General features: G+C 71.5%; 14 protein-coding genes. 8 read left to right on the top strand and 6 right to left on the bottom strand.

Going from position 1 to position 25,595, the window contains the following annotated elements; genetic code table 11:
* Positions 1–35: 35 nt before the first annotated feature.
* Positions 36–1,085 (top strand): LacI family DNA-binding transcriptional regulator, encoded by a 1,050-nt coding sequence (locus tag A3CQ_RS0120060; RefSeq protein ID WP_084699146.1) that lies wholly within the window; start codon positions 36–38, stop codon positions 1,083–1,085.
* Here A3CQ_RS0120060 and A3CQ_RS0120055 read toward each other — a convergent pair.
* The 5 genes from A3CQ_RS0120055 to A3CQ_RS0120035 form a co-directional block, all read right to left on the bottom strand.
* The gene (locus tag A3CQ_RS0120055) at positions 1,082–2,884 is read right to left on the bottom strand and encodes a glycoside hydrolase family 127 protein (protein WP_020512737.1); all 1,803 of its coding nucleotides are present in this window, start codon (positions 2,882–2,884) and stop codon (positions 1,082–1,084) included. The two genes, A3CQ_RS0120060 and A3CQ_RS0120055, sit on opposite strands and share 4 nt — an antisense overlap.
* Positions 2,881–3,765, bottom strand: coding sequence for a carbohydrate ABC transporter permease (locus tag A3CQ_RS0120050; RefSeq protein WP_020512736.1), 885 nt, complete (start codon positions 3,763–3,765; stop codon positions 2,881–2,883). Before A3CQ_RS0120050 ends, A3CQ_RS0120055 begins: the two co-directional genes overlap by 4 nt.
* The gene (locus A3CQ_RS0120045) at positions 3,762–4,640 is read right to left on the bottom strand and encodes a carbohydrate ABC transporter permease (RefSeq protein ID WP_020512735.1); all 879 of its coding nucleotides are present in this window, start codon (positions 4,638–4,640) and stop codon (positions 3,762–3,764) included. The genes A3CQ_RS0120050 and A3CQ_RS0120045 overlap by 4 nt, the downstream gene beginning before the upstream one ends.
* A gap of 15 nt (positions 4,641–4,655) precedes the next feature.
* Complete coding sequence (locus A3CQ_RS0120040) at positions 4,656–5,954, bottom strand: ABC transporter substrate-binding protein (RefSeq protein ID WP_020512734.1); 1,299 nt, start codon at positions 5,952–5,954, stop codon at positions 4,656–4,658.
* 206 nt (positions 5,955–6,160) lie between these two features.
* Positions 6,161–7,093 (bottom strand): nucleoside hydrolase, encoded by a 933-nt coding sequence (locus A3CQ_RS0120035; protein ID WP_026205921.1) that lies wholly within the window; start codon positions 7,091–7,093, stop codon positions 6,161–6,163.
* A gap of 67 nt (positions 7,094–7,160) precedes the next feature.
* Between A3CQ_RS0120035 and A3CQ_RS0120030 the strand changes: the two genes are divergently transcribed.
* The 5 genes from A3CQ_RS0120030 (at position 7,161) to A3CQ_RS53460 (ending at position 23,125) form a co-directional block, all read left to right on the top strand.
* Positions 7,161–9,320: an MMPL family transporter gene (locus tag A3CQ_RS0120030; RefSeq protein WP_020512732.1), complete on the top strand. Its 2,160-nt coding sequence runs from the start codon at positions 7,161–7,163 to the stop codon at positions 9,318–9,320.
* 109 nt (positions 9,321–9,429) lie between these two features.
* Entirely contained in the window at positions 9,430–12,807 is a 3,378-nt protein-coding gene (locus tag A3CQ_RS0120025) for an SIR2 family NAD-dependent protein deacylase (RefSeq protein ID WP_026205920.1), read from the top strand.
* A gap of 53 nt (positions 12,808–12,860) precedes the next feature.
* On the top strand, positions 12,861–16,223 hold the full coding sequence (locus A3CQ_RS0120020) for an SIR2 family protein (protein ID WP_020512730.1): 3,363 nt from the start codon (positions 12,861–12,863) through the stop codon (positions 16,221–16,223).
* A gap of 64 nt (positions 16,224–16,287) precedes the next feature.
* Positions 16,288–19,689, top strand: coding sequence for an SIR2 family protein (locus tag A3CQ_RS0120015; RefSeq protein WP_026205919.1), 3,402 nt, complete (start codon positions 16,288–16,290; stop codon positions 19,687–19,689).
* A gap of 55 nt (positions 19,690–19,744) precedes the next feature.
* Complete coding sequence (locus A3CQ_RS53460) at positions 19,745–23,125, top strand: SIR2 family protein (RefSeq protein WP_084699151.1); 3,381 nt, start codon at positions 19,745–19,747, stop codon at positions 23,123–23,125.
* A gap of 32 nt (positions 23,126–23,157) precedes the next feature.
* On the opposite strand, the gene A3CQ_RS0120005 is transcribed toward A3CQ_RS53460, so the two are convergent.
* A complete protein-coding gene (locus tag A3CQ_RS0120005; protein WP_245577278.1) occupies positions 23,158–24,198 on the bottom strand; it encodes an LCP family protein in 1,041 nt (346 codons plus the stop codon).
* A gap of 491 nt (positions 24,199–24,689) precedes the next feature.
* Between A3CQ_RS0120005 and A3CQ_RS0120000 the strand changes: the two genes are divergently transcribed.
* Positions 24,690–25,193, top strand: coding sequence for a hypothetical protein (locus A3CQ_RS0120000; RefSeq protein WP_020512728.1), 504 nt, complete (start codon positions 24,690–24,692; stop codon positions 25,191–25,193).
* A 4-nt stretch (positions 25,194–25,197) separates the two neighbouring features.
* A complete protein-coding gene (locus A3CQ_RS0119995) occupies positions 25,198–25,554 on the top strand; it encodes a hypothetical protein (RefSeq protein WP_020512727.1) in 357 nt (118 codons plus the stop codon).
* The last annotated feature ends 41 nt before the right edge of the window (positions 25,555–25,595 follow it).

The raw sequence follows: 25,595 nt of genomic DNA, 5'->3' as shown, positions 1-25,595 counted from the left end.
GCGCATAACGAAGGGCCGGTGTTAGGCTCGCTTCGATGCCGACTTCCGCGAACGAGGCGCCACGCTCAGCGGTCACCATGAAGGACATCGCCGCCGCGTCCGGCGTTTCGCAGAGCACCGTGTCCCGTGTTCTCAACAACGCGCCCACCCGGGTGCCGATCGCGGCCGACACCCGGGAACGGGTCATCGAGGCCGCCCGCCACCTGGGTTATCGCCCCAATCCCCTGGCCCGCGGCCTGCGCGGCGCGGCGACCAACCTGATCGGCGCGGTGGTCCGCGACTTCAGCGACGTCTTCTACGCCGGCGTCATCGAGTCGCTGGTCGTCGAGTCCATGGCCCACGGGTACAACGTGGTCCTCGGCCACGTGCACGGCCAGCTCGACGCGGGCGTCCCGCTCACCACCGTGCTGGAGACCCGGCACACCGACGCGATCATCCTGCTCGGCGACATGCGGGCCTATCCGGAGCTCCTCGCCGACCTGCTCCGCACCTCGGTGCCGGTGGTCGGGCTCTGGCAGGGCACCAGCCCGCTCGAGTTCCCGACGGCCAACCCGGACGAGCGCGCGGGCGTACGGGCCGGTCTCGAGCACCTCGCCTCGCTCGGGCATCGGCGGATCGGCTTCCTGAGCGCGGAGCTGCCCAACAAATACCGCATCCGCGAGGAGGCGTACGTCGACTTCATGCGCGAGCGGTTCGGCGGCGTGCCCGCCGGCTATCTGCAGCGCTGCCCCGGCTCGCTGGACGGCGGCGAGTCCGCGCTGGCCGCCCTCATGGGCCTGCCCGAGCCACCCACGGCGGTCTCCGCCTCGACCGACCTGGTCGGGGTGGGCGCCCTGCACGCCGCGCACATCCTTGGCGTCCCGGTGCCGTCCCGGCTGTCGGTGGTCGGCTTCGACGACATCCTCATCGCGGCGCACACCGTCCCCGCGCTCACGACGCTGCGGATGCCGATCGGCGAAATCGTCGGATGGGGCGTCTCGCAGGCGGTCGCGCTGGCCCGTGACCCGTCGGAACGAAGCGAGCCCGGCCTGGCCGTCTTCCCGCTGCCGCTGATCGTCCGGGACTCGACAGCGCCACCCTCCTAACGCGGTATCCAGACGCGCATGCCGCCGACGCCCCGGTTGGCCCAGGCGAAGTAGGGGATCGCCCCGGCCGACTCGCCCCCGGTCACCGGAACGTCGACGCCGATCATCGCCGGCGCGATGTCCGGCCGCGGCACCGACGTCAGGTCACGGCTGGGATCCCAGGCAAGCTCCTCGATCTCCGTACGCTCCGGCGCGTCGGCGGCCTCGACGCAGTAGACGAGCGGCCCCCGCTCCACCGCCACACACCCGCGCACGGAGTCGACCCGCGGATCGGGCTCGGTGATCCGGGCCGGCAGGTCGAGGTCCAGCTCGACGACGTCCCCCGCCCGCCAGCGTCGATGCCGCTTGACCGGGCCCGCGCCGGCGGCCAGTGTCCCGTCCGGCCCGGTCAGCGTCGCGGAACGGCACCATCGCGGCACCCGCAGGGACAGGGTCCACGGCTCGGGCGGTGTCTCCACGATGTGCACGGTGACGCGGCCGTCCCACGGGTAGCCGGTGCGCATCCGCAGGCGGACCGGCCCGGAGACGATGTCGGCCGAGGCGTACTGGTGCAGCTGGATGCCACTGTCGTCGTACGTCGCCAGGTATTGCTCCCACGAGCTGAGCATGCGCATGAGGTTGGGCGGGCAGCAGGCGCACGGATACCAGGGCCGCCGCTCGCCGGTGCCGCCCGGCACCCGGTGCGTGCGGCGTTGCAGCGGGTTCGTGTAGAAGAACTCGGTGCCGGTGAGCGAGATCCCGGGCAGCACGCCGTTGAACATGGTCCGCTCGATCGTGTCGGCGTAGCCCACCTCGCCGGTCGCCAGCAGCAGGCGCCAGGCGAGCATCACGGCGGCGATCGCCGCGCAGGTCTCGGCGTACGCGCGATCGGGCGGCAGCTCGTACGGGTCGCCGAACGCCTCGTCGCGGTGCCGGCTGCCCATGCCGCCGGTGAGGTAGGTGCGGGTACGCATCATGTCGTCCCAGCGGCGCCGCACCGCGGCCAGCAGCCGGTCGTCGCCGAGCTCGACGGCCACGTCGACGGCGCCGCAGTCCAGGTAGAGCTGCCGCACCGCGTGGCCGGCGACGGACGCCGCGTCGCGTACGGCCTCGTGGTCCTGCCAGTACGTCGCGCCGAACCGTTCCGCGCCCGGGAGCGTGCCGTGGCCGCGACGCTCGACCATCTCGGCGGCCATCGTCAGGTAGCGCCGCTCGCCGGTCACCCGGCCCAGCTCCACCAGCGCCATCTCGATGCCCGGATGCCCGTCGACGAGCGCGGACGGCAGGTGGTCGGCGGCGCGGACCGCGATGGTGAGCAGCCGGTCGTCATCCAGCGCCCGATGCCAGGCCACCGCCGCCTGGATCAGGTGGTGGAGGCAGTACAGCTCGTGTCCCCAGGACAGGTCGCGGTACGGCACTCCCCCGCCGACAACCTGGACGTAGCTGTTCAGGTAGCCGTCGGGCCGCTGCGCCGCGCCGACCAGGCCGATCACGTCGTCCGCGGCCGACGCCAGACCCGGGTCGCGCGCCCGGGCCAGCTCCCACCCGACCGCCTCGAGCCACTTGTAGACGTCGGAGTCGAGGAACGGGAAGACGGCGCCCACCGAGTCGGCGAAGCCGTGATAGTCGCCCCCCGCCCCCGCCGCGAGCCGCAGATTGTTCAGGTTTCCGGCCTTCCGGAGCTGGTCGAGGCCGTGCGGAATGGTCCGCTCCCGGTTGATCTGGATCCGGTCGCCCCAGAACCCGCCGTCGAGGGAGACCTGCCGGGCATCGAACGGAAAGAAGCGGGTCCGGGAGGGCTGGACGACTACGACGCTCATTTCACGGCTCCGCTCATCAGGCCGGCCATGTAGTACCGCTGAAGCAACAGGTAGACGAGCACGCACGGAATGACCGAGATGGTGACGCCGGCCTGGAGCATGCCCCAGTCCGTGCCGCCGAGGCTGGTCTCGGTGCGCGCGGTCGCCAGGATCACGGGCAGGGTGAACTTCTCGCTCGAGCTCATCATCACCAGCGCGCCGAGGAACTCGTTCCAGGACGTGATGAAGGCGAACAGGGTGACGGTGACTATGGCCGGCACCGTGGGCGGGATGAAGACCCGCACCAGGGTCTGCAGCGATCCGGCGCCGTCCACGACCGCCGCCTCCTCGAGCTCGCGCGGCACGGCGGCGAAGCTGTTGCGCAGGATGTAGAGGCTGAACGGCAGCTGGATCGCGGTGTGCAGGACGGCCAGGCCGATCAGCGAGTTGGTCAGGTGGATCGTCGCGAACATCAGGAACATCGGGGTCAGCAGCGCCTGGTACGGGACGATCAGCGAGAGCAGGAGCACCACGAAGATCAGCTCCTTGCCCGGGATCGGGAAGCGCGCGAGCGCGTACCCGGCCGGCACCGTGAGCAGCAGCGTGAAGACGATCGTCAGGAGCGCCGTGCCGAAGCTGTTGCCGAGGTAGGTGAGCAGACCCTCCTGGTAGTCCCAGAGCCGCCGGTAGCTGTCCAGGCTGAAGCCGTGCGGAAAGTAGGTCGGCGGGGTGGCGGCCGCCTCGGCCGTCGGCTTGACCGAGGCCAGCACGGAGTAGAGCAGCGGCAGCAGCGTGACCGTGCAGATCGCGATGCAGCCGGCCGCCACCAGGTATCGCATCCGTCCGGTGTGGACCGGCCTCGGGACGGCCCGGATCGTCGTCCGCTCCAGCGTCGCGGTCACGACTCGCTCCGGCGGGTCAGCACGAGCTGCACGATCGTGAACGCCAGGATCGTCACCGCGAGGACCAGCGACAGGGCGGCCCCGTACCCCAGCTTCAGGTACGGGAACGAGTTCAGGTAGACGAAGAAGACCGAGGTCGCGGTCTCGTTCTGCGGCTGGCCGGCGGTCATGATGTAGAACTGGTCGAACGCGAGCAGCGAGCCGATGACGCTGACCAGGGTGACCAGCAGGACGGTGCGCATCGTGAGCGGCAGGATCACGCGGCCGATCCGCTGCCAGTAACCGGCGCCGTCGACCAGGCTCGCCTCGGTGATCTCGGTGGGGACGGCCTGGATCGCGCCGACGAACAGGATCATCCCGAAGCCGATGACCTTCCACACGACCGACGTGCTGATCGCGAAGTTCGACGTGTCGGCGTCCACCCCGAGCCACAGCACCGGATGGTCGATGACGTGGAGGTCGAGCAGGATCCGGTTGATGACCCCGAAGTTGGTGCTGAACAGCCAGTACCAGAGGAGGCTCGAAACCCCCAAACCAATAACAACAGGAACAAATATTATCGTACGGGTTATAGCGCGCGTTCTTGACGCCGGGGCGGTCAGCAGCGCCAGCAGGTAGCCCCCGACGATGAGCACCGGGGTGATGAGGACCGTGTACTTGAGAGTGAACAGGAACGACACCCAGAACTGGCGGTCGCCGAACGCCTGCTTGTAGTTGTCGAGCCCGATGAAACGCGGCGGAGTGATCAGCGACCAGTCGTGCAGCGACATCCAGATCATCCGGCCGAGCGGGTACACGGTGAACGCCAGCACGAACACGAGCGCCGGTGTCACGTAGGCCAGCCCGATGTACCGATTTCGCCGGGTGCGCTGCACGACTGTCCCCCTCACTCAGGATTTCGCCGCGATCTCCTTCATGGACTTCTTCGCGTCGGCGATGACCGTGTCGAGGTCGTCGCCGGTGTAGTAGGCGCGCTGCAGCATCTTGAGCCACGGCCCCTGCGGCGAGTTGATCTGCTCGAAGAAGGTCAGCGTGTACGGCGTGCGGCCGACGGTCAGCGCCTTGGCGACGTCCTGGACCAGCGGCTCGGCCTTGAAGTACTTGTTGTCGGCCATGTCGCTGCGCGTGGTCAGGTTGAGCGCCTTCGCGTACACCTCGACCTGCACCTCGTCGGAGAGCAGGAACTTCATGAAGTTGACCGAGTCGCTGACGCGCTTGCTGCCCTTCGGCACCACGACGAGGTCGCCGCCGATGAACGACGCGTTCGTATTCGGCGTCATGCCCGGCAGGAGGGCGATGCCGAACTTCATCGACGGGTTCTGCTGGCGGGCCAGCGTGATGTTGAAGTTGCCGGTGCCCATCATGCCGACCTTGCCCGAGCCGAACTGGAGGTGGAACGTCTCGCCGTTCTCCGTGCGGTCGCCGTCGTGGACGTTGCCGGCCTTGACCATGTCCCGCTCGAACTGCAGCACCTGCTTGACGCCGTCGCCGACCAGCGGCTCGTCGCCGGGACCGGCCGCCTCGATCTTGGCGCCCGAGGCCCACATCAGCGGGCCGACCGTGAAGATGTTGCAGCCCGCGCAGTTGCCGGGCAGGTAGTAGCCCTTGATGTCGCCGCCCAGCGCCGTGATCTTGTCGGCGTCGGCCCGCAACTCGGGCAGGCTGGTCGGCGGCTTGTCCGGGTCGAGCCCGGCCTTCTTGAAGAGATCCTTGTTGTAGAACAGCGCGGAGACGTCGGCGTAGAGCGGAACGCCGTACAGGTGATCCTCGTAGGTCGCGACCGTCATGTGCCCCTTGCTGGCGGTCGCCAGCTCGGGCCAGCTCTTGATGCGGTCGGTCAGATCGACGAGCTGATTCGCCTTCTCGAACTGCGGTGCGTAGATCAGGTCCATCCCCATCAGATCGGGGACCTGGCCGGACGCGATGCCCTGGGCAATCTTGCCGACCATCTCGGTGTGCGGAATGTAGGTCAGCTTGACCTTGCAGTCCGGATTCTTCGCGTTCCACGCCGCGACGAGCATGTCCACCATCTCCTTGTTGCCGCCGGAGCGCTCCCACATGGTGAGCTCGCCCTTGCTGGCGCAACTGGTCGTGGCGACCACGTTCTGACCGGCGGTGGAATCCGGTGACTCAGCACCCTGGGAGCAGCCCGCGACCCCGATCATGGCCGCGACCGTCAGGAGGGACATCCGCTTGTGAGCCTTCAGTCCGGTCAAGGGTGGCGGTGGGGCGGTCGGAAGGGGGGTCCTCATCCCACGTGCCTCCTGTCGAGTGAGCCCGACCCGAATGCCGGGGTAAGTCGGGACCGTACTCGTACCGCATACGTTTGCGTACATACGTTTGCAGCACTCGCCACGCTTCGATACTCCCGACAATGCCGAAAAACCGGGGGGTTTTACCCCAAGCGCCGGACGGCGCTCATCAGCAGGCGCCAGAAGGCGTCCACGTCCAGCCCGACCGCGACGTCGGCGTCCGGGGCCCGCCCGGTGCGGTGATGGAGATCCACGACGGTCGCGCCGCGGGTGTGCGTGCCGGCCAGCTCGACGGCGACCGGGGCGGCGACGGTGCGGACGATCGACGGCTCGAGGACGGCGGCCACGGCGATCGGGTCGTGCACCGGCGGGTGCTCGAAGCCGAACACCTGGCGGTAGGTACTCGCGAAGAACGTCATCAGCTCCGCGCAGATGACGCCCAGGCGGGTGCCCATCCCCCGGAACTCGGCGATGATCTCGTCGGTCGCCAGCGCCTGGTGAGTGACGTTCAGTCCGATCATCGTGGTCGGCAGGCCCGACCGCAGCACGATGTCGGCCGCCTCGGGATCGGTGACGATGTTGAACTCGCCGTACGGCGTCGTGTTGCCCCGATCGGTCGAGCCGCCCATGAAGACGACGCGGCGCAGGCGCGGAACGACCTCGGGGTGACCGCGCAGGAGCAGCGCCACGTTGGTCAGCGGCCCGGTGGCGACCAGCGTGACCGGCTCGGCCGAGCCCACGATCAGCCGCCGCATCAGCTCGACCGCGTGCACCCCCGCGAGCTCGACGACCGGCCCGTCGAGGTCGGGCCCGTCGAGCCCGGAGGAGCCGTGGATGTCTTCGGCGACGGTGAGGTCAGCGACCAGCGGCCGGGCGCTGCCGGCCGCGACCGGGACGTCGGTGACGCCGGCGAGAGCGAGGATCCGCAGCGCGTTCCGTGTCGTCTTCTCGACTGTCTGGTTGCCGGCCACCGTGGTGACGCCGAGCAGGCGCAGCCGGGAATCGCCCGCTGCCAGCAACAACGCCAGCGCGTCGTCGTGCCCCGGGTCGCAGTCGATGAGCACGGGATAACTCACTGGACAACGATAGGCCCGGATGGCATATGTATAGTCTGCATATACAGAGCCGAATGGGGGAAGATCGATGTTCGACAGATGGGGGAGGTTCGTCGTCCGGCGGGCCTGGTGGGTCATCGGCGGCTGGCTCGTGGGGGCGTTCGCGATCATCGGGCTTCTGCCCAGCCTCTCCGACATCACCAGCGGCGACCAGGGCAGCTTCCTGCCCAGCAAGTACGAATCGGTACAGGCGATCGATCTCGCCACGAAAGCCTTCCCGGAGCAGGCCACCTCCACCGCCATCGTGGTGGTGAAACGCACCGACGGCGGCCCGCTGACCGAGGCCGACCAGACCCGCGTCGGCCAGCTGGCGACCGCGATCGGCGACGCGCACGTCCCCGGGACCGGCCAGCCGGTGACCGGTCCACAGGCCGTCGCGCCGAACAAGCTCGTCCAGCTGATCAGCGTGCCGGTCACCGCGGCCGTCACCGACAATCAGGGCCAGATGGACGCGGTGACCAAGACCCGCGACGCCATCAAGGCCAACGACCTGGCCGCCGCCGGGCTGAGCGCCGGTGTCACCGGGCAGGTGGCCCAGTTCGTCGACAACAACGACACGTTCAACACCGCGTTCGCCGTGGTGGGCGCCGCTACTTTCGTACTCATCATTGTCTTGATCTTGATTATTTTCCGCAGCCCGATCGCGGCGTTGCTGCCGATCCTCGTGATCGGCGTGGTCCTGCAGGTCTCGTCGAACCTGATCGCGGCGGCCGGCGAGGCGTTCGGCTTCAACGTGGACCAGAGCCTGCAGACGTTGCTGCTGATCGTGCTCTACGGCATCGGCACGGACTACATACTCTTCCTGCTCTTCCGCTATCGGGAACGGTTGCGGGCCGGGGCCGACAAGAAGGCCGCGATGGTGTACGCCGTGGCCCGCGTCGGCGAGGTCATCACGTCGGCCGCCGCCGCGGTCATCGTCGCCTTCCTGGTGCTGCTGCTGGCCAGCTTCGGCGGGTTCGGCTCGCTCGGGCCGGCGCTCGCCATCGCCGTCTTCGTCATGCTGATCACCGGGTTGACCCTGATCCCGGCGCTGGTCAGCCTGATCGGGCCGGCGACGTTCTGGCCCTCGAAATCGTGGACGCGCGAGCCGAAGGGCACCGCGTTCGTCCGGATCGGCGCGGCGCTCGGCCGGCGCCCGGCGGTGGCGGCGATCTCCTCCGGGCTGGTGCTGATCGCGCTGGCCAGCGGGGTGCTGATGTTCAAGGCCGACTACGACTTCGCGGCCGGCTTCCCGACCACGACCGAGTCCGCCAAGGCGGCGGCCGACCTCGAGCGCGGCTTCCCGCAGGGCGCGCTCGACCCCACCGAGGCGTACCTGACCACCACCGACGGCGGTCAGCTGACGGCGACCCAGCTCGACCAGTTCGCCGCGGCCGCCGCGAAGGTGAACGGGGTCGGCGGCGTCCAGCCTCCGGTCAAGTCGGCCGACGGCACGGTCGCCCGATTCGCCATCCTGCTCAACGTCAACCCGGCGTCCAACGAGGCGATCACGCTGGTCCACGACCATCTGCGAGCCGACCTGCACGCCGTCGTCCCACCGGGCACGAGGGTGCTGGTCGGCGGCACGACCGCCATCTACGCGGACATCAACTCGGCCAACAACCGCGACCTGTCGGTGATCCTGCCCGTCGCCGCGCTCCTCATCGCGATCATCCTCGGCCTGTTGCTGCGCAGCATCGTCGCGCCGATCTACCTGGTCGCGGCGGTACTGCTCAACTTCGCCGCCACCCTCGGCGCCGCGATCTACCTGTTCCAGGGCGTGGCCGGCCAGCCCGGGGTGACCTTCCAACTGCCGATCGTGCTGTACCTGTTCGTCCTGGCGATCGGCACCGACTACAACATCCTGATGATCGCCCGCCTCCGCGAGGAGGCGAGGGAGGGCAACGAGCCCCGCCAGGCGGCCGCGCTCGCCGTGCAGCACGGCGGCCCGTCCGTCGCCGCGGCCGGTCTGATCCTCGCCGGCACGTTCGCCGTGCTGGCCCTGGCTCCCGTCTCGTTCCTGCGCCAGATCGGCTTCTCGGTCGCCACCGGCATCCTGCTCTCGGCCTTCGTGATGTCGATGTTCCTGGTCCCGTCCCTGACCGCGCTCATCGGCCACGCCGCCTGGTGGCCGGGCCACGGCGACGTCGACCGCCACCGCTCCGACCCCGAGCCGCTCCCCTCCCCCGTTCCCGCCGAGTCCAGCTGATCCACCGGCGCCCGCCCTGGTTGCCAGCCGGGCGGGCGCCGTTTGGCCCATTTTGCGGTCGTCAGTCCGTGGGATGCGCCGATGTGGATCAGCCTGGCAGGGTGGTTCCATGTCGGACGACGCCGGATACCTGTCGGGATTGAATCCGGGCCAGGCGCAAGAACTCGCCCGAGTGAACCGCCCCGGACTGGAGGCGCTGCGGGGGTACCTCGCCGACCGCAGCGCGGTGGCGTTCCTGGGCGCGGGAGCGTCGGCCCCGTTGTATCCACTGTGGGCCGGACTGATCGGCGACCTGGTGGATGCCGCGTCCCATCGGCTGAGCGAGGCGCAGGCGGCCACGTGCCGGCGTCTGGCCGGCCAGACGCCGGAAGAGGTCGTCGAGATCCTGCGCCGCCAGCTGGGCCCGCCCGAGTTCCGCGAGGCGCTGCGGGAGGCGTTCCGGGTCCGCCGCGACCCGGAGTCCGGCCGGACGTGGACGCCGGTGCACGAGCTGGTGTGCCGGTGCGCGTTCAAAGCGGTCGTCACCACCAACTACGACCCCGGGATCGTCGACGCCCGCGGGCGCGTACGCCCCGACGCGGTGGGAACGGGCTTCGCCTCGTGGACGGATGAGGACGCCCTCGACCGCTGGCGCACAGGCGACGTCTTCGCCGACGGCGAGCTGCCCGTGCTCTTCGCCCACGGGCGGCACACCCAGCCGGAGGCGATGGTCCTGGCCAGCACCGAGTACCGCCGCGCGTACTCGGGCAAGCTGTCACGGGTGCTCGGCACGATGATCGACGGCGGGCATCTCGTCTGGATCGGGTTCAGCTTCGCCGATCAGCGGATCGCGGCCATCCTGCGCGAGGTCGCCCAGGCCTCCGGCACGCGAGTCGACCCGGGCGCGGCGCCCCGGCACGTGGCGATCCTGCCGTGGGATCCGGACGAGGTGGACAACGATCCGAGCGTGCTGGCACAGCAGGCGGAGATCGGTTATGGCGCCCACGCGCTGTTCTACCCGGCGGCCGGCAAGGACCACTCCGCCTTGGCCGCGTTGCTGGCCGAGCTGGCCGACCCGCGCTTTCCGCCGGTCGGAGCGCCGCCGCGTGATGCGGCCGCGCGGGTGTCGGTCAGCAGCGGCGTTCCCGAGTCTTGGACACCATCCGCCGAACCCGTGCCGCATTTCACCGGTCGCGCCGAGGAACTGGCCCGGCTCTCCCGATGGGCCGGCGATCCGGCGGTCCGGCTGATCGGTGTCACCGCCTGGGGCGGAGCGGGCAAGACGGCGCTGGTTACCGAGTGGCTCCACCGGGGCGGGGCGGCGACCCGGCCCGATGTGGGCGGAGTGTTCGCGTGGAGCTTCTACGCCGACGCCTCCGCCGAGCACTGGGCCGAGGCCCTGCTCAGCTGGGCGGCCCGAGTGCTCGGCGTGCGGATGGTCGGCCGAGGGCGGCTCGGGCTTCTGGTCCTGACCCTGCTGAAGGCGGTACCGGTGATCCTGGTGCTGGACGGACTGGAGGTCGCCCAGGAAGGTCCACAAGGCGGCGAGTTCGGCCGGCTGCTCGACGGCACGTTGCGGGAGGTGCTCACAGGCACCTGCCGAATCCGGCATCGCGGGCTGGTGGTACTCACGTCCCGCTTCCCGTTCGCCGACGTGGAGGGCTTCGACGGCGGAGCCGCCCGCATGCTGGACGTTCCACCCTTCACTCCGGGCGACGGTGCCGCACTGCTCGCCGCGACCGGCAGCGACTGGCTGCCCGAGAGGGAAAGACGGGAGCTGGTGGCCGAGGTGGACGGACACGCGCTGGCCGTTGTTGCCCTCGGCGCGGTCCTCGCCGACCGGCCAACCACCGCCGATCTGGCCGGCCTGCGTGCGACGCTGGCCGCCGCGGCGAGCACCAACGTCCGCGTCGCGAAGGTGTTGACCTTCTATGCCACCCGGCTGACCGACGCCGACCGTTACCTGGTCGCCGCGATAGCTTTGTTCGCGCGCCCGGTAACCCCGGCCGCGGTCCTGAGCCTTGCGGAGCACGAGGTGTTCGGTGGCCGGCTCGACGGCTGGACCGAACGCGAGGTGGAGGCCGCGGCCCGCGACCGGCTGGCCGGGTTGCTCTCCTGGCACCCCGCCGGCACCCTCTCCGCGCACCCGCTGGTCCGCGGCACGTTCCGCCCACTGGCACTGGGCGCGGCCGAGGTCGCCGCGGACACCACCCTCACCGGCGTGCCCGAAGGAAAGATCACCAACCGCGAGGACGGCCTCCGCCTGGTCGAAGCTGTCGAACTGCTGATCGCCGCTGATGAATGGGTGGCCGCCGATAACCTCATCCGCGACCGCACCGACGGTGGGCACGCGTGGTCGTCCCTGCCCGATGCCCGGCTCGGGTTGCGGGCCGAGTCGGCGTTCGTGGCCACCCCGCAGCGCCGCGACGCCTGCGCCGGCCGACTGAGCCGGAAGAAGCTCGGCTGGCACCTGAACACGGCCGGCATGATGGCAATGAGCATCGGGGATCTGGTGACCGCCCGGGAATGTCTGGATGCCACGATCGCGATCGATCGAGCCGCCGGCGACCAGCAGGGACTCGAGATCTCGCTTCGGAATCTGGCCGATTGTCTGCGCGTGCTCGGCGACATCGACGGCGCGATGCGGGCGGCCGAGGAAGCGACGGCCGCGAACGCCCAGGCGGGGAGCGGAAGAGGCGCGAGGAACGCGGCGGTGTTCAGAGGGCAGACACTGATGCTGTTCGGCGAGACCGTGGCCGCGGACGAACGATTCCTGGCCGCCGACCGCATCGAGATCACCAATGGCCCCGAAAGCAATCATCTGCACTCGCGTCGCGGGGTGTGGTGGGCCGAATTCCTGGCTCGGACCGGCCGAGCCGGCCCCGCCCGCACTCTTACTGACCGCAATCGAGCCATCTGTGTACAACACGGTTGGAACGCGAGCGTGGCGCGGTGCGACCGACTGCTCGGTTCGCTGGACCTGAACGGCGGAGATCACGCCGCCGCGCTCGAGCGTACCGCCGCCGCGGTGAACACCTTCCGGGACGGGGACTACCTGACCGAACTGGCCGAGGCCCTGTCATTACTCGCCGACTGCGTTCGTGCCGCCGGAGACCTCGATGCCGCCGATGAGCACGTCGGCGAGGCACTCATCATCGCCGCGCCGCGTGGGCTCGTCCCGGCGCAGGCGGCGGCGCTGACCGTGCGCGCTCGCATCCACGCCGATCGTGCCGCGGCCGGTGCGGGCGACTCCCTCGAAGCCGGCCGGGATGCCGCCGACACCGCGCACCGGCTCGCGGTGCGGCATCGGCTGGCGTGGTGTGAGCTCGACGCACTCGAGGCACACGCACGGCTCGACGGCGTCGCGGGCGGTAAAGGCGACTGGGCCGCCCAGGCCGCCGCAATGCGGGCACGGCTCGTTCCGGATGGGCTTGACCCCGACCCTCTGGGCACTGTCGAGCGTCAGGCCGCGGCCGAGAATGCCGAGTCGGACGACGACGAGTGGTGACGACTGGTAATCCGTGGGATGCGGTGGGTGCGGCGGGCTGGGAGGGTGGGTCCATGTCAGACGACGCCGGGGCCGCGTATCTGTCGGGGCTGGAGCCGGAGCGGGGCAGGGAGCTCGCCCGGATCAACCGGCCGGGGCTGGAGGCGTTGCGGGGATACCTGGCCGACGGGGAGGCGGTGGCGTTTCTCGGCGCGGGGGCGTCGGCCCCGCTGTATCCGTTGTGGGCCGGGTTGATCGGCGATCTGGTGGACGCGGCGGCCGGTGCGCTGACGCCGGCCGAGGCCGAGACCTGCCGGGACCTGGCCGGGCAGGCGCCCGGGGAAGTGGTCGAGATCCTCCGCCGGAAGCTGGGGCCCGGGGACTACCGGGAGGCGTTGCGGTCGGCGTTCCGGGTTCGCCGGGACCCGGACACCGGGCGGACCTGGACGCCGGTGCAGGAGCTGGTCTGCCGGTGCGACTTCAAGGCGATCGTCACCACCAACTACGACCCGGGGATCGTCGACGCGCGGAACCGGGTGCGGCCGACCGCGGTCGGCACCGGGTTCGCGTCCTGGACCGACGAGGATGCGCTCGATCGGTGGCGTACGGAGGACATCTTCGGCGACGGCGAGCTGCCGGTGTTGTTCGCGCATGGGCGGCACACCCAGCCGGAGGCGATGGTGCTGGCCACGACCGAGTATCGGCGGGCCTACACGGCCAAGCTCGCCCGGGTGCTCGCCCGCATGATCGATTCGGGTCACCTGGTGTGGATCGGGTTCAGCTTCGCGGACCAGCGCATCGCCGCCATTCTGCGCGAGGTGTCCCAGACATCCGGTACGACGGTCGACCCAGGCGCGGCGACCCGGCACGTGGCGGTCCTGCCGTGGGATCCGGAGGCCCCGGGGCGCGACCCCGGGGTGCTCGCCCAGCGGGCGGAGATCGGGTATGGCGCCAAGGTGGTGCTCTACCCGGCCCCAGGCGGGGATCACTCGGCTCTGGCGGTGTTGCTCGGCGACCTGGCCGACCCACGTTTCCCGCCCATCGCGGCGTTACCGAATCCGCCCGCGCCGCCCACGGACCTGCCGGTGGCCGAGCCGGGGATGCCCGCGTCGTGGACGCCGCCGGCCGAGCCGGTGCCGCACTTCACCGGCCGGGCCGAGGAGTTGGCGCGACTGTCGCGATGGGCCGCCGATCCGGTCGTGCGGCTGATCGGGGTCACCGCCTGGGGCGGGGCCGGCAAGACCGCGCTGGTCACCGAGTGGCTCGACCGGCGGGACGGAGCGTCCGCGCGACCGGGGGTGCAGGGCGTGTTCGGGTGGAGTTTCTACGCCGACGCCTCCGCCGAGCACTGGGCCGCGGCGCTGCTCGACTGGGCCGGCCGCGAGTTCGGGATGCGGGTGGTCGGGCGCGGGCGGCTGGGTGCGGCGGTGCTGACCTTGCTGGAGGCCGTGCCGCTGGTGCTGGTGCTGGACGGCCTCGAGGTGGTCCAGGAGGGGCCGGAGCAGGGCGAGTTCGGTCGGCTGCTGGACGGCACGCTGCGCGAGGTGCTGACCGGCGGCTGCCAGATGAGGCACGGTGGCCTGGTCGTGCTGACCTCGCGGTTCCCGTTCGCGGACGTCGAGGGCTTCGACGGCAGTGCCGCCCGGATGCTGGACGTGCCGCCGTTCACCCCGGCCGAGGGCGCCGACCTGCTCGCCGCGTCGGGTGGCGGGCGGCTGACCGAGATGGAGCGGCAGGACCTGGTGGCCCGGGTCGACGGGCACGCCCTGGCCGTGGCCGCCCTCGGCGCGGTCCTGGCCGACGAGCCGCCCACCGCCGACCTGACCCGCCTGCGCGCCGAGCTGACCGCGGCGGCCGGAACCAACGCCCGGGTCGCCAAGGTGCTCAACTTCTACGCCACCCGGCTGTCGGACGCCGACCGGTACCTGGTCGCGGCGGTGGCGCTGTTCGCCCGCCCGGTCACCCCGGGCGCGGTGCTGACCGTGGCCGGCCACGAGGCGTTCCGCCGCAAGCTCGACGGGTGGACCGAGCGCCGGGTCGCGGCCGCGGCCCGCGACCGGCTGGCCGGGCTGTTGTCCTGGCATCCCGACGGCACTCTCTCCGCGCATCCGCTGGTTCGCGACACGTTCCGGCCGCTCGCGCTGGGCGCCGCCGAGGTCGCGGCCGACGCCACCCTCACCGGCCTGCCGACCGGCACGATCGCCAGCCGGGACGACGGGCTGAAGGTGGTCGAGGCGATCGAGCTGCTGATCGCCGCCGGCCAGTGGCAGGCGGCCGACGACCTCTACGGCAACCGCACCGACAACGGGCAGATGTGGCGGTCGCTGCCGGCCGCGCGGCTCGGCCGGCGGGCCGCGACCGCGTTCGTGGCCACCCCGGCCCGCCGCGACGCCTGCGCCGGCAGCCTCGTGCGCGGGCGGCTGGGCTGGTACCTGAACTCCGCGGGCCTGTACGCGTCCTACGGCGGGGAGCTGGACACCGCCAAGGATTTCCTGAACGCGGCCGCGACCCACGTACGGAAGGATCGGGAACCGGCGGGCCTGGCCGGGGTGCTGCGGAATCTGACCGAGTGCCTGTGTCATCTCGGTGACGTCGACGCCGCCGTGCAGGCGGCCGAGCAAGCCGCGGCCGCGGCGGCCCGGGCGAGCAACCGGGTGGAGATCAAGCAGACCGGCGCGTACCGGGCGTGGGTGCTGACGCTGGCCGGGGACACACCGGCCGCCGAGGCGCAGTTCCTGGCGAGCGACCGCATCGAGTACGCGGACGAGCGCCAGCACCTGTACTCGATCCGGGGCGTGTGGCGGGCCGAGATGCTGGCCCGCACCGGCCGGCCCGGGCCGGCCCGGACGGTCACCCAGCTCAACCGGGCCATCAGCGTGCGCAACGGCTGGAACGCCGACGTGGCCCGGTGCGACCGGGTGCTCGGCGCGCTCGATCTGGCCGCGGGCGACGCGGTCGCCGCTTCCGAGCAGGTCACGGCCGCGGTCGCCGTCTTCCGCGACGGGGACTACCTGGTCGACCTGGCCGAGACCCTGCCGACGCTGGCCGACTGCGTGCGCGCCACCGGCGACCTCGACGCCGCCGACCGGCACCTCACCGAGGCGCTGAACCTCGCCGCGCCCCGCGGGCTCGCGGTGGCGCAGGCCGCGGCGCTGACCGTCCGCGCCCGGGTCCACGCCGACCGGATCGCCGACGGCGACCGCACCCACCTCGAGCGAGGCCGGGACGACGCCGGCACCGCCCTGCGGATCGCCGTCCGGCACCGGCTGGCCTGGCACGAGCTCGACGCCCTCGACGCGCACGCCTGGCTGGACGAGGTCGAGGACGTCGATCAAGGCTGGGCCGGCCAGGCCGCCGACCTTCGCGGCCGGCTCGTCCCCGCCACCCTCGATCCGGACCCGCTGGCCACGGTCGAACGGGCGAAAACGGGCTCCTGATCTCGGGTGCCGGTTCAGCAGTGCGTGGGATGCGGCGGACGGATCCGGCTGGCAGGGTGGGTCCATGTCGGACGACTCCGCGGCGTACCTGTCGCACCTGGAACCCGAGCAGGCGCGCGAGCTGGCCCGGATCAACCGCCCCGGGCTGAGCAGACTGCGCGACTACCTCGCCGCCGGTGAGGCCGTCGCGTTCCTGGGTGCGGGGGCGTCGGCGCCGCTCTATCCACTGTGGTCGGGGCTGATCGCCGAGCTGGTCGACGCCGCGGCGCACCGGCTGAGCGAGGCCCAGGCCAACACCTGCCGGACGCTGGCCGAGCAGGCGCCGGAGGAGGTCGTCGAGATCCTGCGCCGGCAGCTCGGCGCGCCCGAGTTCCGCGAGGCATTGCGCGAGGCCTTCCGGGTTCGCCGAGACCCACAATCCGGCCGTACGTGGACCGAGGTGCAGGAACTGGTGTGCCGGTGCGACTTCAAGGCGGTCGTCACCACCAACTACGACCCGGGAATCGTCGACGCCCGCAACCGGGTCCGCAAGAACGCGACCGGCACCGGGTTCATGTCGTGGACCGACGAGGACTCCCTGGACCGATGGCGTACGGGGGATGTCTTCGGCGACGGCGAGCTGCCGGTGCTGTTCGCGCACGGCCGGCACACCCAGCCGGAGGCGATGGTCCTGGCCAGCACCGAGTACCGCCGAGCTTACTCGGGAAAGCTGTCGCGGGTGCTGGCGACGATGGTGGACACGGGCCATCTGGTGTGGATCGGCTTCAGCTTCGCCGACCAGCGCATCGCCGCCATCCTGCGCGAGGTCGCCCAGGCCTCCGGCACTCGAGTCGACCCCGGCGCCGCGTCCCGGCACGTGGCGATCCTCCCGTGGGACCCGGACGCGGCCGACAACGACCTGAGCGTCCTCGCCCAGCGGGCCGAGATCGGGTACGGCGCTCAGGTCGTGTTCTATCCCGCTCCCGGCAACGACCACTCGGCGTTGGCCGCGCTGCTGGCCGATCTGGTCGACGACCGCTTTCCGCCCGTTCCGGTCCAGCCCGACCCGGCGCCGCCCTCGGCCCCGTCGACGACCGGCGCCGCCGACCCCACCGGCCTGCCCACGCTGTGGATGCCGCCGGCCGAGCCCGTGCCGCATTTCACCGGCCGGGTCGAGGAGCTCTCCCTGCTCTCCCGGTGGGCGGCCGATCCGGTCGTCCGCCTGATCGGGGTCACCGCCTGGGGCGGCGCGGGAAAGACGGCCCTGGTCACCGAGTGGCTCGCGCGGCGGAACGGCGCCGCGGCCCGGCCGGGGGTGCGCGGCGTGTTCGGGTGGAGCTTCTACGCCGACGCCTCGGCCGAGCACTGGGCGAAGGCCCTGATCGACTGGGCGGCCCAGGAGGCGGGCGTTCGCGTGGTCGGGCGCGGCCGGCTCGGCGCCGCCGTGCTGACCCTGCTCAAGGCCGTACCGCTGATCCTGGTCCTGGATGGTTTGGAAGTTGCCCAGGAGGGACCCGAGGGCGGCGAGTTCGGGCGGCTGCTGGACGGCACCCTGCGCGAGGTGCTCACCGGCGTCTGCCAGATCGAGCATGCCGGCCTGGTCGTGCTGACCTCGCGGTTCCCGTTCGCCGACGTCGAGGGCTTCGACGGCAGCGCGGCCCGGATGCTGGACGTGCCGCCGTTCACCCCGGCCGAGGGCGCCGAGCTGCTGGCCGAGGCCGGCGGCGACTGGCTGCCCGAGAACGAGCGACGCGAGCTGGTCGCCGGGGTGGACGGACACGCCCTGGCCGTGGCGGCCCTGGGCGCCGTGCTCGCCGACCGTCCGCTCACCGCCGACCTGGCCGGGCTCCACTCGCAGCTGACCGCCGCGGCCGGCACGAACGCGCGGGTGGCGAAGGTGCTGAACTTCTACGCGACCCGGCTGGCCGACGACGACCGGTACCTGGTCGCCGCGGTCGCTCTGTTCGCCCGCCCGGTCGCGCCGGCGGCGGTGCTGAGCCTGGCCGGGCACGAGGCGTTCGGCGGGCGGCTGAACGGCTGGACCGACAGCCGGGTTGAGGCGGCGGCCCGCGATCGCCTGGCCGGGCTGCTCTCGTGGCACCCGGACGGCACTCTCGCCGCGCATCCGCTGGTGCGCGAGGCGTTCCGGCCCATCGCCCTGGGCGCCGCCGAGGTCGCCGCCGAGGCCACGCTCACCGGCATGCCCGCCGGCGACATCACCACCCGCGAGGACGGCCTGCGCGTGGTCGAGGCCATCGAGCTGCTCATCGCGGCCGGGCAGTGGCAGGCCGCCGACGACCTGCACCACAACCGCACCAACAACGGCAACGTGTGGAAGTACCTGCCGGCGGCCCGGCTCGGGCAGCGCGCGGCGTCGGCGTTCGTGGCCACCCAGCAGCGCCGCCACGAGTGCGAGCGCCATCTCGGCCGCGACCGGCTCGGCTGGCACCTGAACGCGGTCGGGCTGTTCGCCTCGTACGGCGGCGACCTGGTGACCGCGCGGGAGTACCTCAACGCCGCCGTCGGCTACTACCGGGAGGCCGGCGACCAGGCCTATCTCGCGATCGAGCTGCGGAATCTGTCCGAGTGCCTGGGCCGGCTCGGCGACATCGACGCGGCGCTGCAGGCGGCGGCGCAGGCGGCCCAGGCGGCCGACCGCGCCGACAACAGCGAGGAGGTCATGCAGGCGGCCTCCTATCGCGGCCGGATGCTCATGCTCTCCGGCGACATCCCGGGCACCGAGGAACAGTTCCTGATCGCCGACCGCATCGAGTACGCCGGCGACACCGACGGCGACCACCTGTACTCGATCCGCGGCGTCTGGTGGGCGGAGTTCCTGGCCCGCACCGGCCGGACCGCACCGGCCCGGCGACTGACCGACCGGAACCGGACCGTCGCCGACCGGTACGGATGGAAGGCGGACGTGGCCCGCTGCGACCGGATGCTCGGCCACCTCGACCTGCTCGCCGGGGACCCGGCCGCCGCGCTGCAGCGGGTGGGCGCCGCGGCCGCGACCTTCCGCGACGGCGACTACCTGGTCGACCTGGCCGAGACGCTGCCCATGTTCGCCGACTGCGCCCGCGCCGCCGGCGATCTCGACACCGCCGATCAGCACGTCACCGAGGCGCTGACCCTGGCCGCGCCGCGCGGGCTCGCCCCGGCCCAGTCGGCGGCGCTGACCGCCCGCGCCCGCATCCACGCCGAGCAGGCGGACGGCGGGGACCGGACCCACCTCGAGAAGGGCCGGGACGCCGCCTCCACCGCGCAGCGTCTCGCCGTACGGCATCGGCTGGCCTGGCACGAGCTCGACGCCCTCGACGCGCATGCCCGGCTCGACGCCGCCGTCGGCCGCAAGGGCGACTGGGCGGCACTGGCCGACGCGATGCGGGCCCGATTGACACCGGCCGGTCTCGACCCCGATCCCCTGGCCACCGTCGAGCAGCTGACCGTCGCCAAGCGGGCGGAGAAGACGGACGGCCCCGATTAGGGGGATGCCCTTGCGTGGGATGCGGCGCGACCGCCCGGCCTGGCAGGGTGGGTCCATGTCGGACGACGCCGAGGCGGCATATCTGTCAGGGTTGCGGGCGGACCAGGCCGAGACGCTGACCCGCGTCAACCGCCCCGGTCTCCAGGCGCTCCGGGAGTACCTCTCCGACGGCGACGCGGTGGCCTTCCTCGGCGCGGGGGCGTCGGCGCCGCTCTATCCGCTGTGGTCCGGGCTCATCGGCGAGCTGGTGGACGCCGCCGCGCATCGGTTGACCCCCACCCAGGCGGCGACGTGCCGCACCCTCGCCGACCAGGCGCCGGAGGAGGTCGTCGAGATCCTGCGCCGGCAGCTGGGTCCGCCGGAGTTCCGGGAGGCGTTGCGCGAGGCCTTTCGCGTGCGCCGAGACCCACAATCCGGCCGTACGTGGACCGAGGTGCAGGAGCTGGTGTGCCGGTGCGACTTCAAGGCGGTCGTCACCACCAACTACGACCCGGGAATCGTCGACGCCCGCAGCCGGGTGCGGCCGCAGGCGCTCGGCACCGGGTTCATGTCGTGGACCGACGAGGACTCCCTGGACCGATGGCGCAGCGGCGACGTCTACGGCGACGGGGAATTGCCGGTGCTGTTCGCGCACGGCCGGCACACCCAGCCGGAGGCGATGGTGCTGGCCAGCACCGAGTACCGCCGGGCGTACTCGGGAAAGCTGTCACGGGTCCTGGCCGCCATGGTGGACACGGGCCATCTGGTGTGGATCGGGTTCAGCTTCGCCGACCAGCGGATCGCGGCGATTCTGCGCGAGGTCGCCCAGGCCTCCGGTACGCGGGTGGACCCGGGCTCGGCGCCGCGGCACGTGGCGATCCTGCCGTGGGACCCATCGGCGCCCGACAACGACGCCAGTTTCCTGGCCCAGCGCGCGGAGATCGGGTACGGCGCCCACGTGGTGTTCTATCCCGCTCCCGGCAACGACCACTCGGCGCTGGCGGCGTTGCTGGCCGATGTGGTCGACCCCCGCTTTCCCGCCCCGGCGGTGACGGAGCCGCCCCGGACCGAGCCGGCCGACGCCGACCTGCCCGCGGCGTGGACACCGCCGGCCGAGCCGGTGCCGCATTTCACCGGCCGCGCCGAGGAATTGGCCCGGCTGGCCCGGTGGGCCTCCGATCCGGCCGTACGCCTGATCGGGGTGACCGCCTGGGGCGGGGCCGGCAAGACCGCGCTGGTCACCGAGTGGCTCGACCGGCGGAAGGGCGCGGCCGACCGGCCCGGCGTCGGCGGGGTGTTCGGGTGGAGCTTCTACACCGACGCCTCCGCCGAGCACTGGGCGACGGCCCTGCTCGACTGGGCGGCCGCCGAGTTCGACGCGCGGGTGGTCGGGCGCGGCCGGTTGGGCGCGGCGGTGCTGACGCTGCTGGAGGCCGTGCCGCTGGTGCTCGTGCTGGACGGTCTCGAGGTGATCCAGGAGGGGCCGGAACAGGGCGAGTTCGGCCGGCTGCTGGACGGCACGCTGCGCGAGGTGCTCACCGGCGTCTGCCAGATGAAGCACGGCGGCCTGGTCGTGCTGACCTCGCGCTTCCCCTTCGCCGATGTGGAGAGTTTCGACGGCGGCGCGGCGCGGATGCTCGACGTGCCGCCGTTCACCCCGGCCGAGGGCGCCGAGCTGCTCGCCGCCTCGGGCGGTGGCTGGCTGCCCGAGCAGGAGCGGCACGACCTGGTGGCCCGGGTCGACGGGCACGCGCTCGCGGTCGCCGTCCTCGGCGCGATCCTCGCCGACCGGCCGCCCACCGCCGACCTGGCCGACCTGCGGGCGGGTCTGACCGCGGCGGCCGGCACCAACGTCCGCGTCGCCAAGGTGCTCAACTTCTACGCCACCCGGCTCACCGACGCCGACCGATATCTCGTCGCGGCGGTCGCGTTGTTCGCTCGCCCGGTCACCCCGGCCGCCGTGCTGAGTCTCGCCGGTCACGAGGCGTTCGGCGGCCGCCTGGACGGCTGGACCGACCGCAAGGTGGAGCTGGCCGCCCGCGACCGGCTCGCCGGGCTGCTGTCCTGGCACCCGGACGGCACGCTGGCCGCGCATCCGCTGGTCCGCGAGGCGTTCCGGCCGCTGGCGCTGGGCGCGGCCGAGGTGGCCGCCGACGCCACGCTCACCGGCATGCCCGCCGGGCGGATAGTCAACCGGGAGGACGGTCTCCGGGTCGTGGAGGCGATCGAGCTGCTGATCACCGCCGGCCAGTGGCACGCGGCCGACGACCTGCACCGCAACCGCACCGAGGGCGGGTACGTGTGGATGTACCTGCCGGCGGCCCGGCTCGGCCAGCGGGCGGCGTCGGCGTTCGTGGCCACCCGGGAACGCCGGGCGATCTGCGCCGAGCGCCTGGACAAGGCGAGCGTCGCGCGGTACCTGAACGAGGCCGGCCTGTACGCCTCGTACGTCGGGGATCTGGTGACGGCCAACGAGTACCTGAGCGCTGCCATCACCTTCGACCGCAGCTCGGACGTACCGTCGAATCTCTCGGTCGATCTGCGCAACCTGGCCGAGTGCCTGGGCCATCTCGGCGACATCGAGGCGGCGCTGCAGGCGGCCGAGCAGGCCGGCGCGGCGGCCGTACGCGCCGGCGACCGCAACGGGCTGATGAAGACGGCCGTCTACCGCGGCTGGCTGCTGCGGGTGGCCGGGGACACGGTGGCCGCCGAGGAGCAGTTCCTGATCGGCGACCGGATCGAGCACGCCGACGACTCGAACGGCGATCACCTCTACTCGGTGCGCGGGGTCTGGTGGGCGGAGTTGTTGGCCCGCACCGGCCGGACCGGGCCGGCCCGGGCACTGACCGAGAGCAACCGCCTCATCTGCGTCGAGTACGGCTGGACCGACGACGTGGTGCGGTGCGAGCGGTTCCTCGGCGCCCTCGACCTGGCCGAGGGTGACTCGGCGGCGGCGCTGGAGAAGGTGGCGGCGGTGGCGCTCACCTTCCGGGAGGGCGACTACCTGGTGGAGCTGGCCGAGACGTTGCCGCTGCTGGCCGACTGCGCCCGCGCCGACGGGGACCTCGACGCCGCCGAGCGGTACGTGGCGGAGGCGCTCACGCTGGCCGGGCCGCGGCGGCTCATTCCGGCGCAGACGGCGGCGCTGATCGCGAGCGCGCTGATCCACGCGGATCGGGCGGCCGGCGATCCGGTCCACGTCGAGAAGGGCCGGGACGCCGCCAACACGGCGCATCGGCTGGCCGTGCGGCATCGGCTGGCCTGGCACGAGCTCGACGCGCTCGAGGCACACGCCCGGCTGGACGCCGTCGCGGGGATCCGCAGCGTCCGGGCCGAGCAGGCGAACGCGCTGCGGGCCCGGCTCATCCCGGCCGGGCTCGACCCCGATCCGCTGAGCGCCGTCGAACGGCAGGTCGCGGCCGAGCGGGCTCGGGAATCCGGCACTAGGAATGGCTGAGCGGTGTTCCGGGCGTACGGGCGAAATGGCTTTTAATTGTCGGCGGCCTTGAGTATCTCGGGGATCGCGTCCCGGTTGACCGCGTCGTAGAGGGCCTTGTCCTTGGTCTTGTCGGCGAAGACCACGCTCTCCGAGCCGACGGTTCCGGTGCCATTCGACGGGTTTGTCAGGAAGGTGAGGTTGCCGCCGCGCAGGTGCCGCAGCTGGGTCGCCATGTCGACGATCGACATGGTGTTGTCGACGGAGACGGCGTTCGCGGTGGAGCGCAGGAAGTCGTTGAGGTCGCCCGGGTTGGTCAGCAGGCCGCCGGTGGACGCCTTGTCGAGGATCGCCCTGATCACCTGCTGTTGATGCCGGATGCGCGCGAAGTCACCGTCGGCGAACTGCTTGCGTTGCCGCGAGTAGTCGAGCGCCGTCGCGCCGTCCATGTGCTGCCGCCCCTCGGCGAAGTGGCGGTAGGGCGGGTGGATCGAGGTGAAGCTCTCCTCGACGGTGATGTCGACGCCGCCGACCGCGTCGACGATCTGCTGAAAGCCGGCGAAGTCGATGATCGCGACGTGGTCGACGCGCACTCCGGTGAAGCTCTCCACGGTCTGCACGACCAGCGGAATCCCACCCCAGGCGTAGGCCGCGTTGATCTTCGCGTCCCGGTTGCCCTGCCCGCCCTTGGCCGCCGGCACGTGCACCCAGGTGTCCCGCGGTATCGAGATCAGCTGCGCGCTCGACCGGTCCTTGGCCAGGTGCGCCAGGATGATCGTGTCGCTGCGCGAACCCTGCGTGTTGTCCGGGTCGCGGGAGTCACTACCCAGTAACAGAATGTTCTGCGCGTCGGCTACCGCCTTGACGGGCCGCGACTGCTCGGGCACCTCCTGAAAAGCGTCGACCCGCACGATGCTCTTCTCGATCGAGTGCAGGTAAAGGCCACCGGCCAGCGCACCGGCCCCGCCCAGCACGACGAGCACCACCAGCACGATGAGCGAGATCCGCAGATAACGGCGACGCTTACGCACCGGCGCGGGCGGTTCCTCCGTGGGCATCTGCTCGTTCGGCGCAAGGTCCGGCTGGCTCGACATGGCGGGCATCCTACGGGAGCGGAAGAAATCGAAACATTTCCATAAATGCGTTACGTGACGGGCCGATGCGCAGGTCACGGGCCATTTATGGTCCACAGCCAAACCGGAGACTCGCGAGAAACCCTCTGTTCGGCGGGCCCGCGCAACGTCTTCGGCGAAGGCACATGACCTACAAGTACGATTCCGCCGCCTTCCGCCCTGCACTAATTCGGCCACGCATTCATAGACATCGCTTGTTAGCTTCGCAGGGTATGACGGGACGGCCTCGCAGACCCGACAGCGGCGGGACCGGTGACGACGGTCCGCCGCCGGGACAAAGCGTGTCACGCGACGCCGGGATCCCGCCGCGGCCGCACGTCCCGAGGAGTGTCGCCAGGGCCGAAGAGACACTCTCCGGCCAATTCCGGTCGGGGCGTCCGGGCTCGGGTGCGTCACGGACCGGCCAAGCCGACGGCGGACCGCCACCGACGACCGCGACCCATCCCGATGACGTGGCGCTGGCCGAGATCATGGATCGGCACGCGAAGCTCGGTGACCAACCACCGGCGTTCAACATCGCGGACAATGACGACACCTACCAAGCCCATCGGGCCCACACGACCAATCGGCACGGTCCGGACATCGCTTTGCCGCGGGATCTGAGCCGGAAGACCATCGAAGGCCGCATCCACGGCGACGCCGGCTGGGAGAAGTCCGCGAGCGCCTCGCACCGCTGGATCAACTACACGACGATGAACCGCGAAGTCAATCGGTACGTCCGGGAGAACTGGCCGAAGATCCGCGACGATCTCGCGATCGACGGATTCCACGAGAACCTGTTCGACGCCGGGCATCGCGTCGGGGAGGGGTACTACAACAAGGGTATGTACGGAGCGGGCCCTCGTGAGGCGGTGTACAGCGAAACCAGCCTCGTGCGGATCCGCATCAAGATCGCCCCTGGTACGGATCCGCCGGAACCATTCATCGTGTCCGCTTTCCCCGCGGCGCTAGGGTAAGGCGATGGACACGTCCGGCCTTCCCGAATCGGTTCGGGCTCGGATCGCGGAGCGCACGGCGCTTCCGGCGATCGACAAGGTTCGCTCGTTCCTGCACGGATACGTCGCGGACGCGGAGACGCTGGACGAGGTCCAGCTGGAAATCCAGGACACGGCGAACGTCAACACGCTCTTTCTCCGTCAGTACCTGGAGGCGCTGGAGACGATCCTGTCGGAGCCAACGCCGCCGGGAACGTTGCTGCGGCTGGTCGAAGGCGACGCCAACTGGGGAATCGACCACGACCAGACCGACGCCGGGGCCGCCGCGTTTCTTGCCGGCCTTGCGCGGATGCTTCGCTCGGTGATTGAGGCGGCGGGTTAGCGGGGACGCAGAGACCGGGAGGAGGCCGCCCTGGCGGGGGC

The sequence above is a fragment of the Paractinoplanes globisporus DSM 43857 genome, assembly GCF_000379645.1.
Lineage (GTDB): Bacteria > Actinomycetota > Actinomycetes > Mycobacteriales > Micromonosporaceae > Actinoplanes > Actinoplanes globisporus.
Note: the sequence above shows the minus strand (reverse complement) of the source record. Positions and strands in the feature narration are given on the sequence as shown.

Coding starts and splice junctions, on each gene's coding strand:
- A3CQ_RS0120020 (WP_020512730.1), top strand. CDS start 12,861: ATGTCAGACGACGCCGGGGCCGCGTATCTGTCGGGGCTGGAGCCGGAG.
- A3CQ_RS0120030 (WP_020512732.1), top strand. CDS start 7,161: ATGTTCGACAGATGGGGGAGGTTCGTCGTCCGGCGGGCCTGGTGGGTC.
- A3CQ_RS0120040 (WP_020512734.1), bottom strand. CDS start 5,954: ATGTCCCTCCTGACGGTCGCGGCCATGATCGGGGTCGCGGGCTGCTCC.
- A3CQ_RS0120025 (WP_026205920.1), top strand. CDS start 9,430: ATGTCGGACGACGCCGGATACCTGTCGGGATTGAATCCGGGCCAGGCG.
- A3CQ_RS53460 (WP_084699151.1), top strand. CDS start 19,745: ATGTCGGACGACGCCGAGGCGGCATATCTGTCAGGGTTGCGGGCGGAC.
- A3CQ_RS0120015 (WP_026205919.1), top strand. CDS start 16,288: ATGTCGGACGACTCCGCGGCGTACCTGTCGCACCTGGAACCCGAGCAG.
- A3CQ_RS0120055 (WP_020512737.1), bottom strand. CDS start 2,884: ATGAGCGTCGTAGTCGTCCAGCCCTCCCGGACCCGCTTCTTTCCGTTC.
- A3CQ_RS0120060 (WP_084699146.1), top strand. CDS start 36: ATGCCGACTTCCGCGAACGAGGCGCCACGCTCAGCGGTCACCATGAAG.
- A3CQ_RS0119995 (WP_020512727.1), top strand. CDS start 25,198: ATGGACACGTCCGGCCTTCCCGAATCGGTTCGGGCTCGGATCGCGGAG.
- A3CQ_RS0120005 (WP_245577278.1), bottom strand. CDS start 24,198: ATGTCGAGCCAGCCGGACCTTGCGCCGAACGAGCAGATGCCCACGGAG.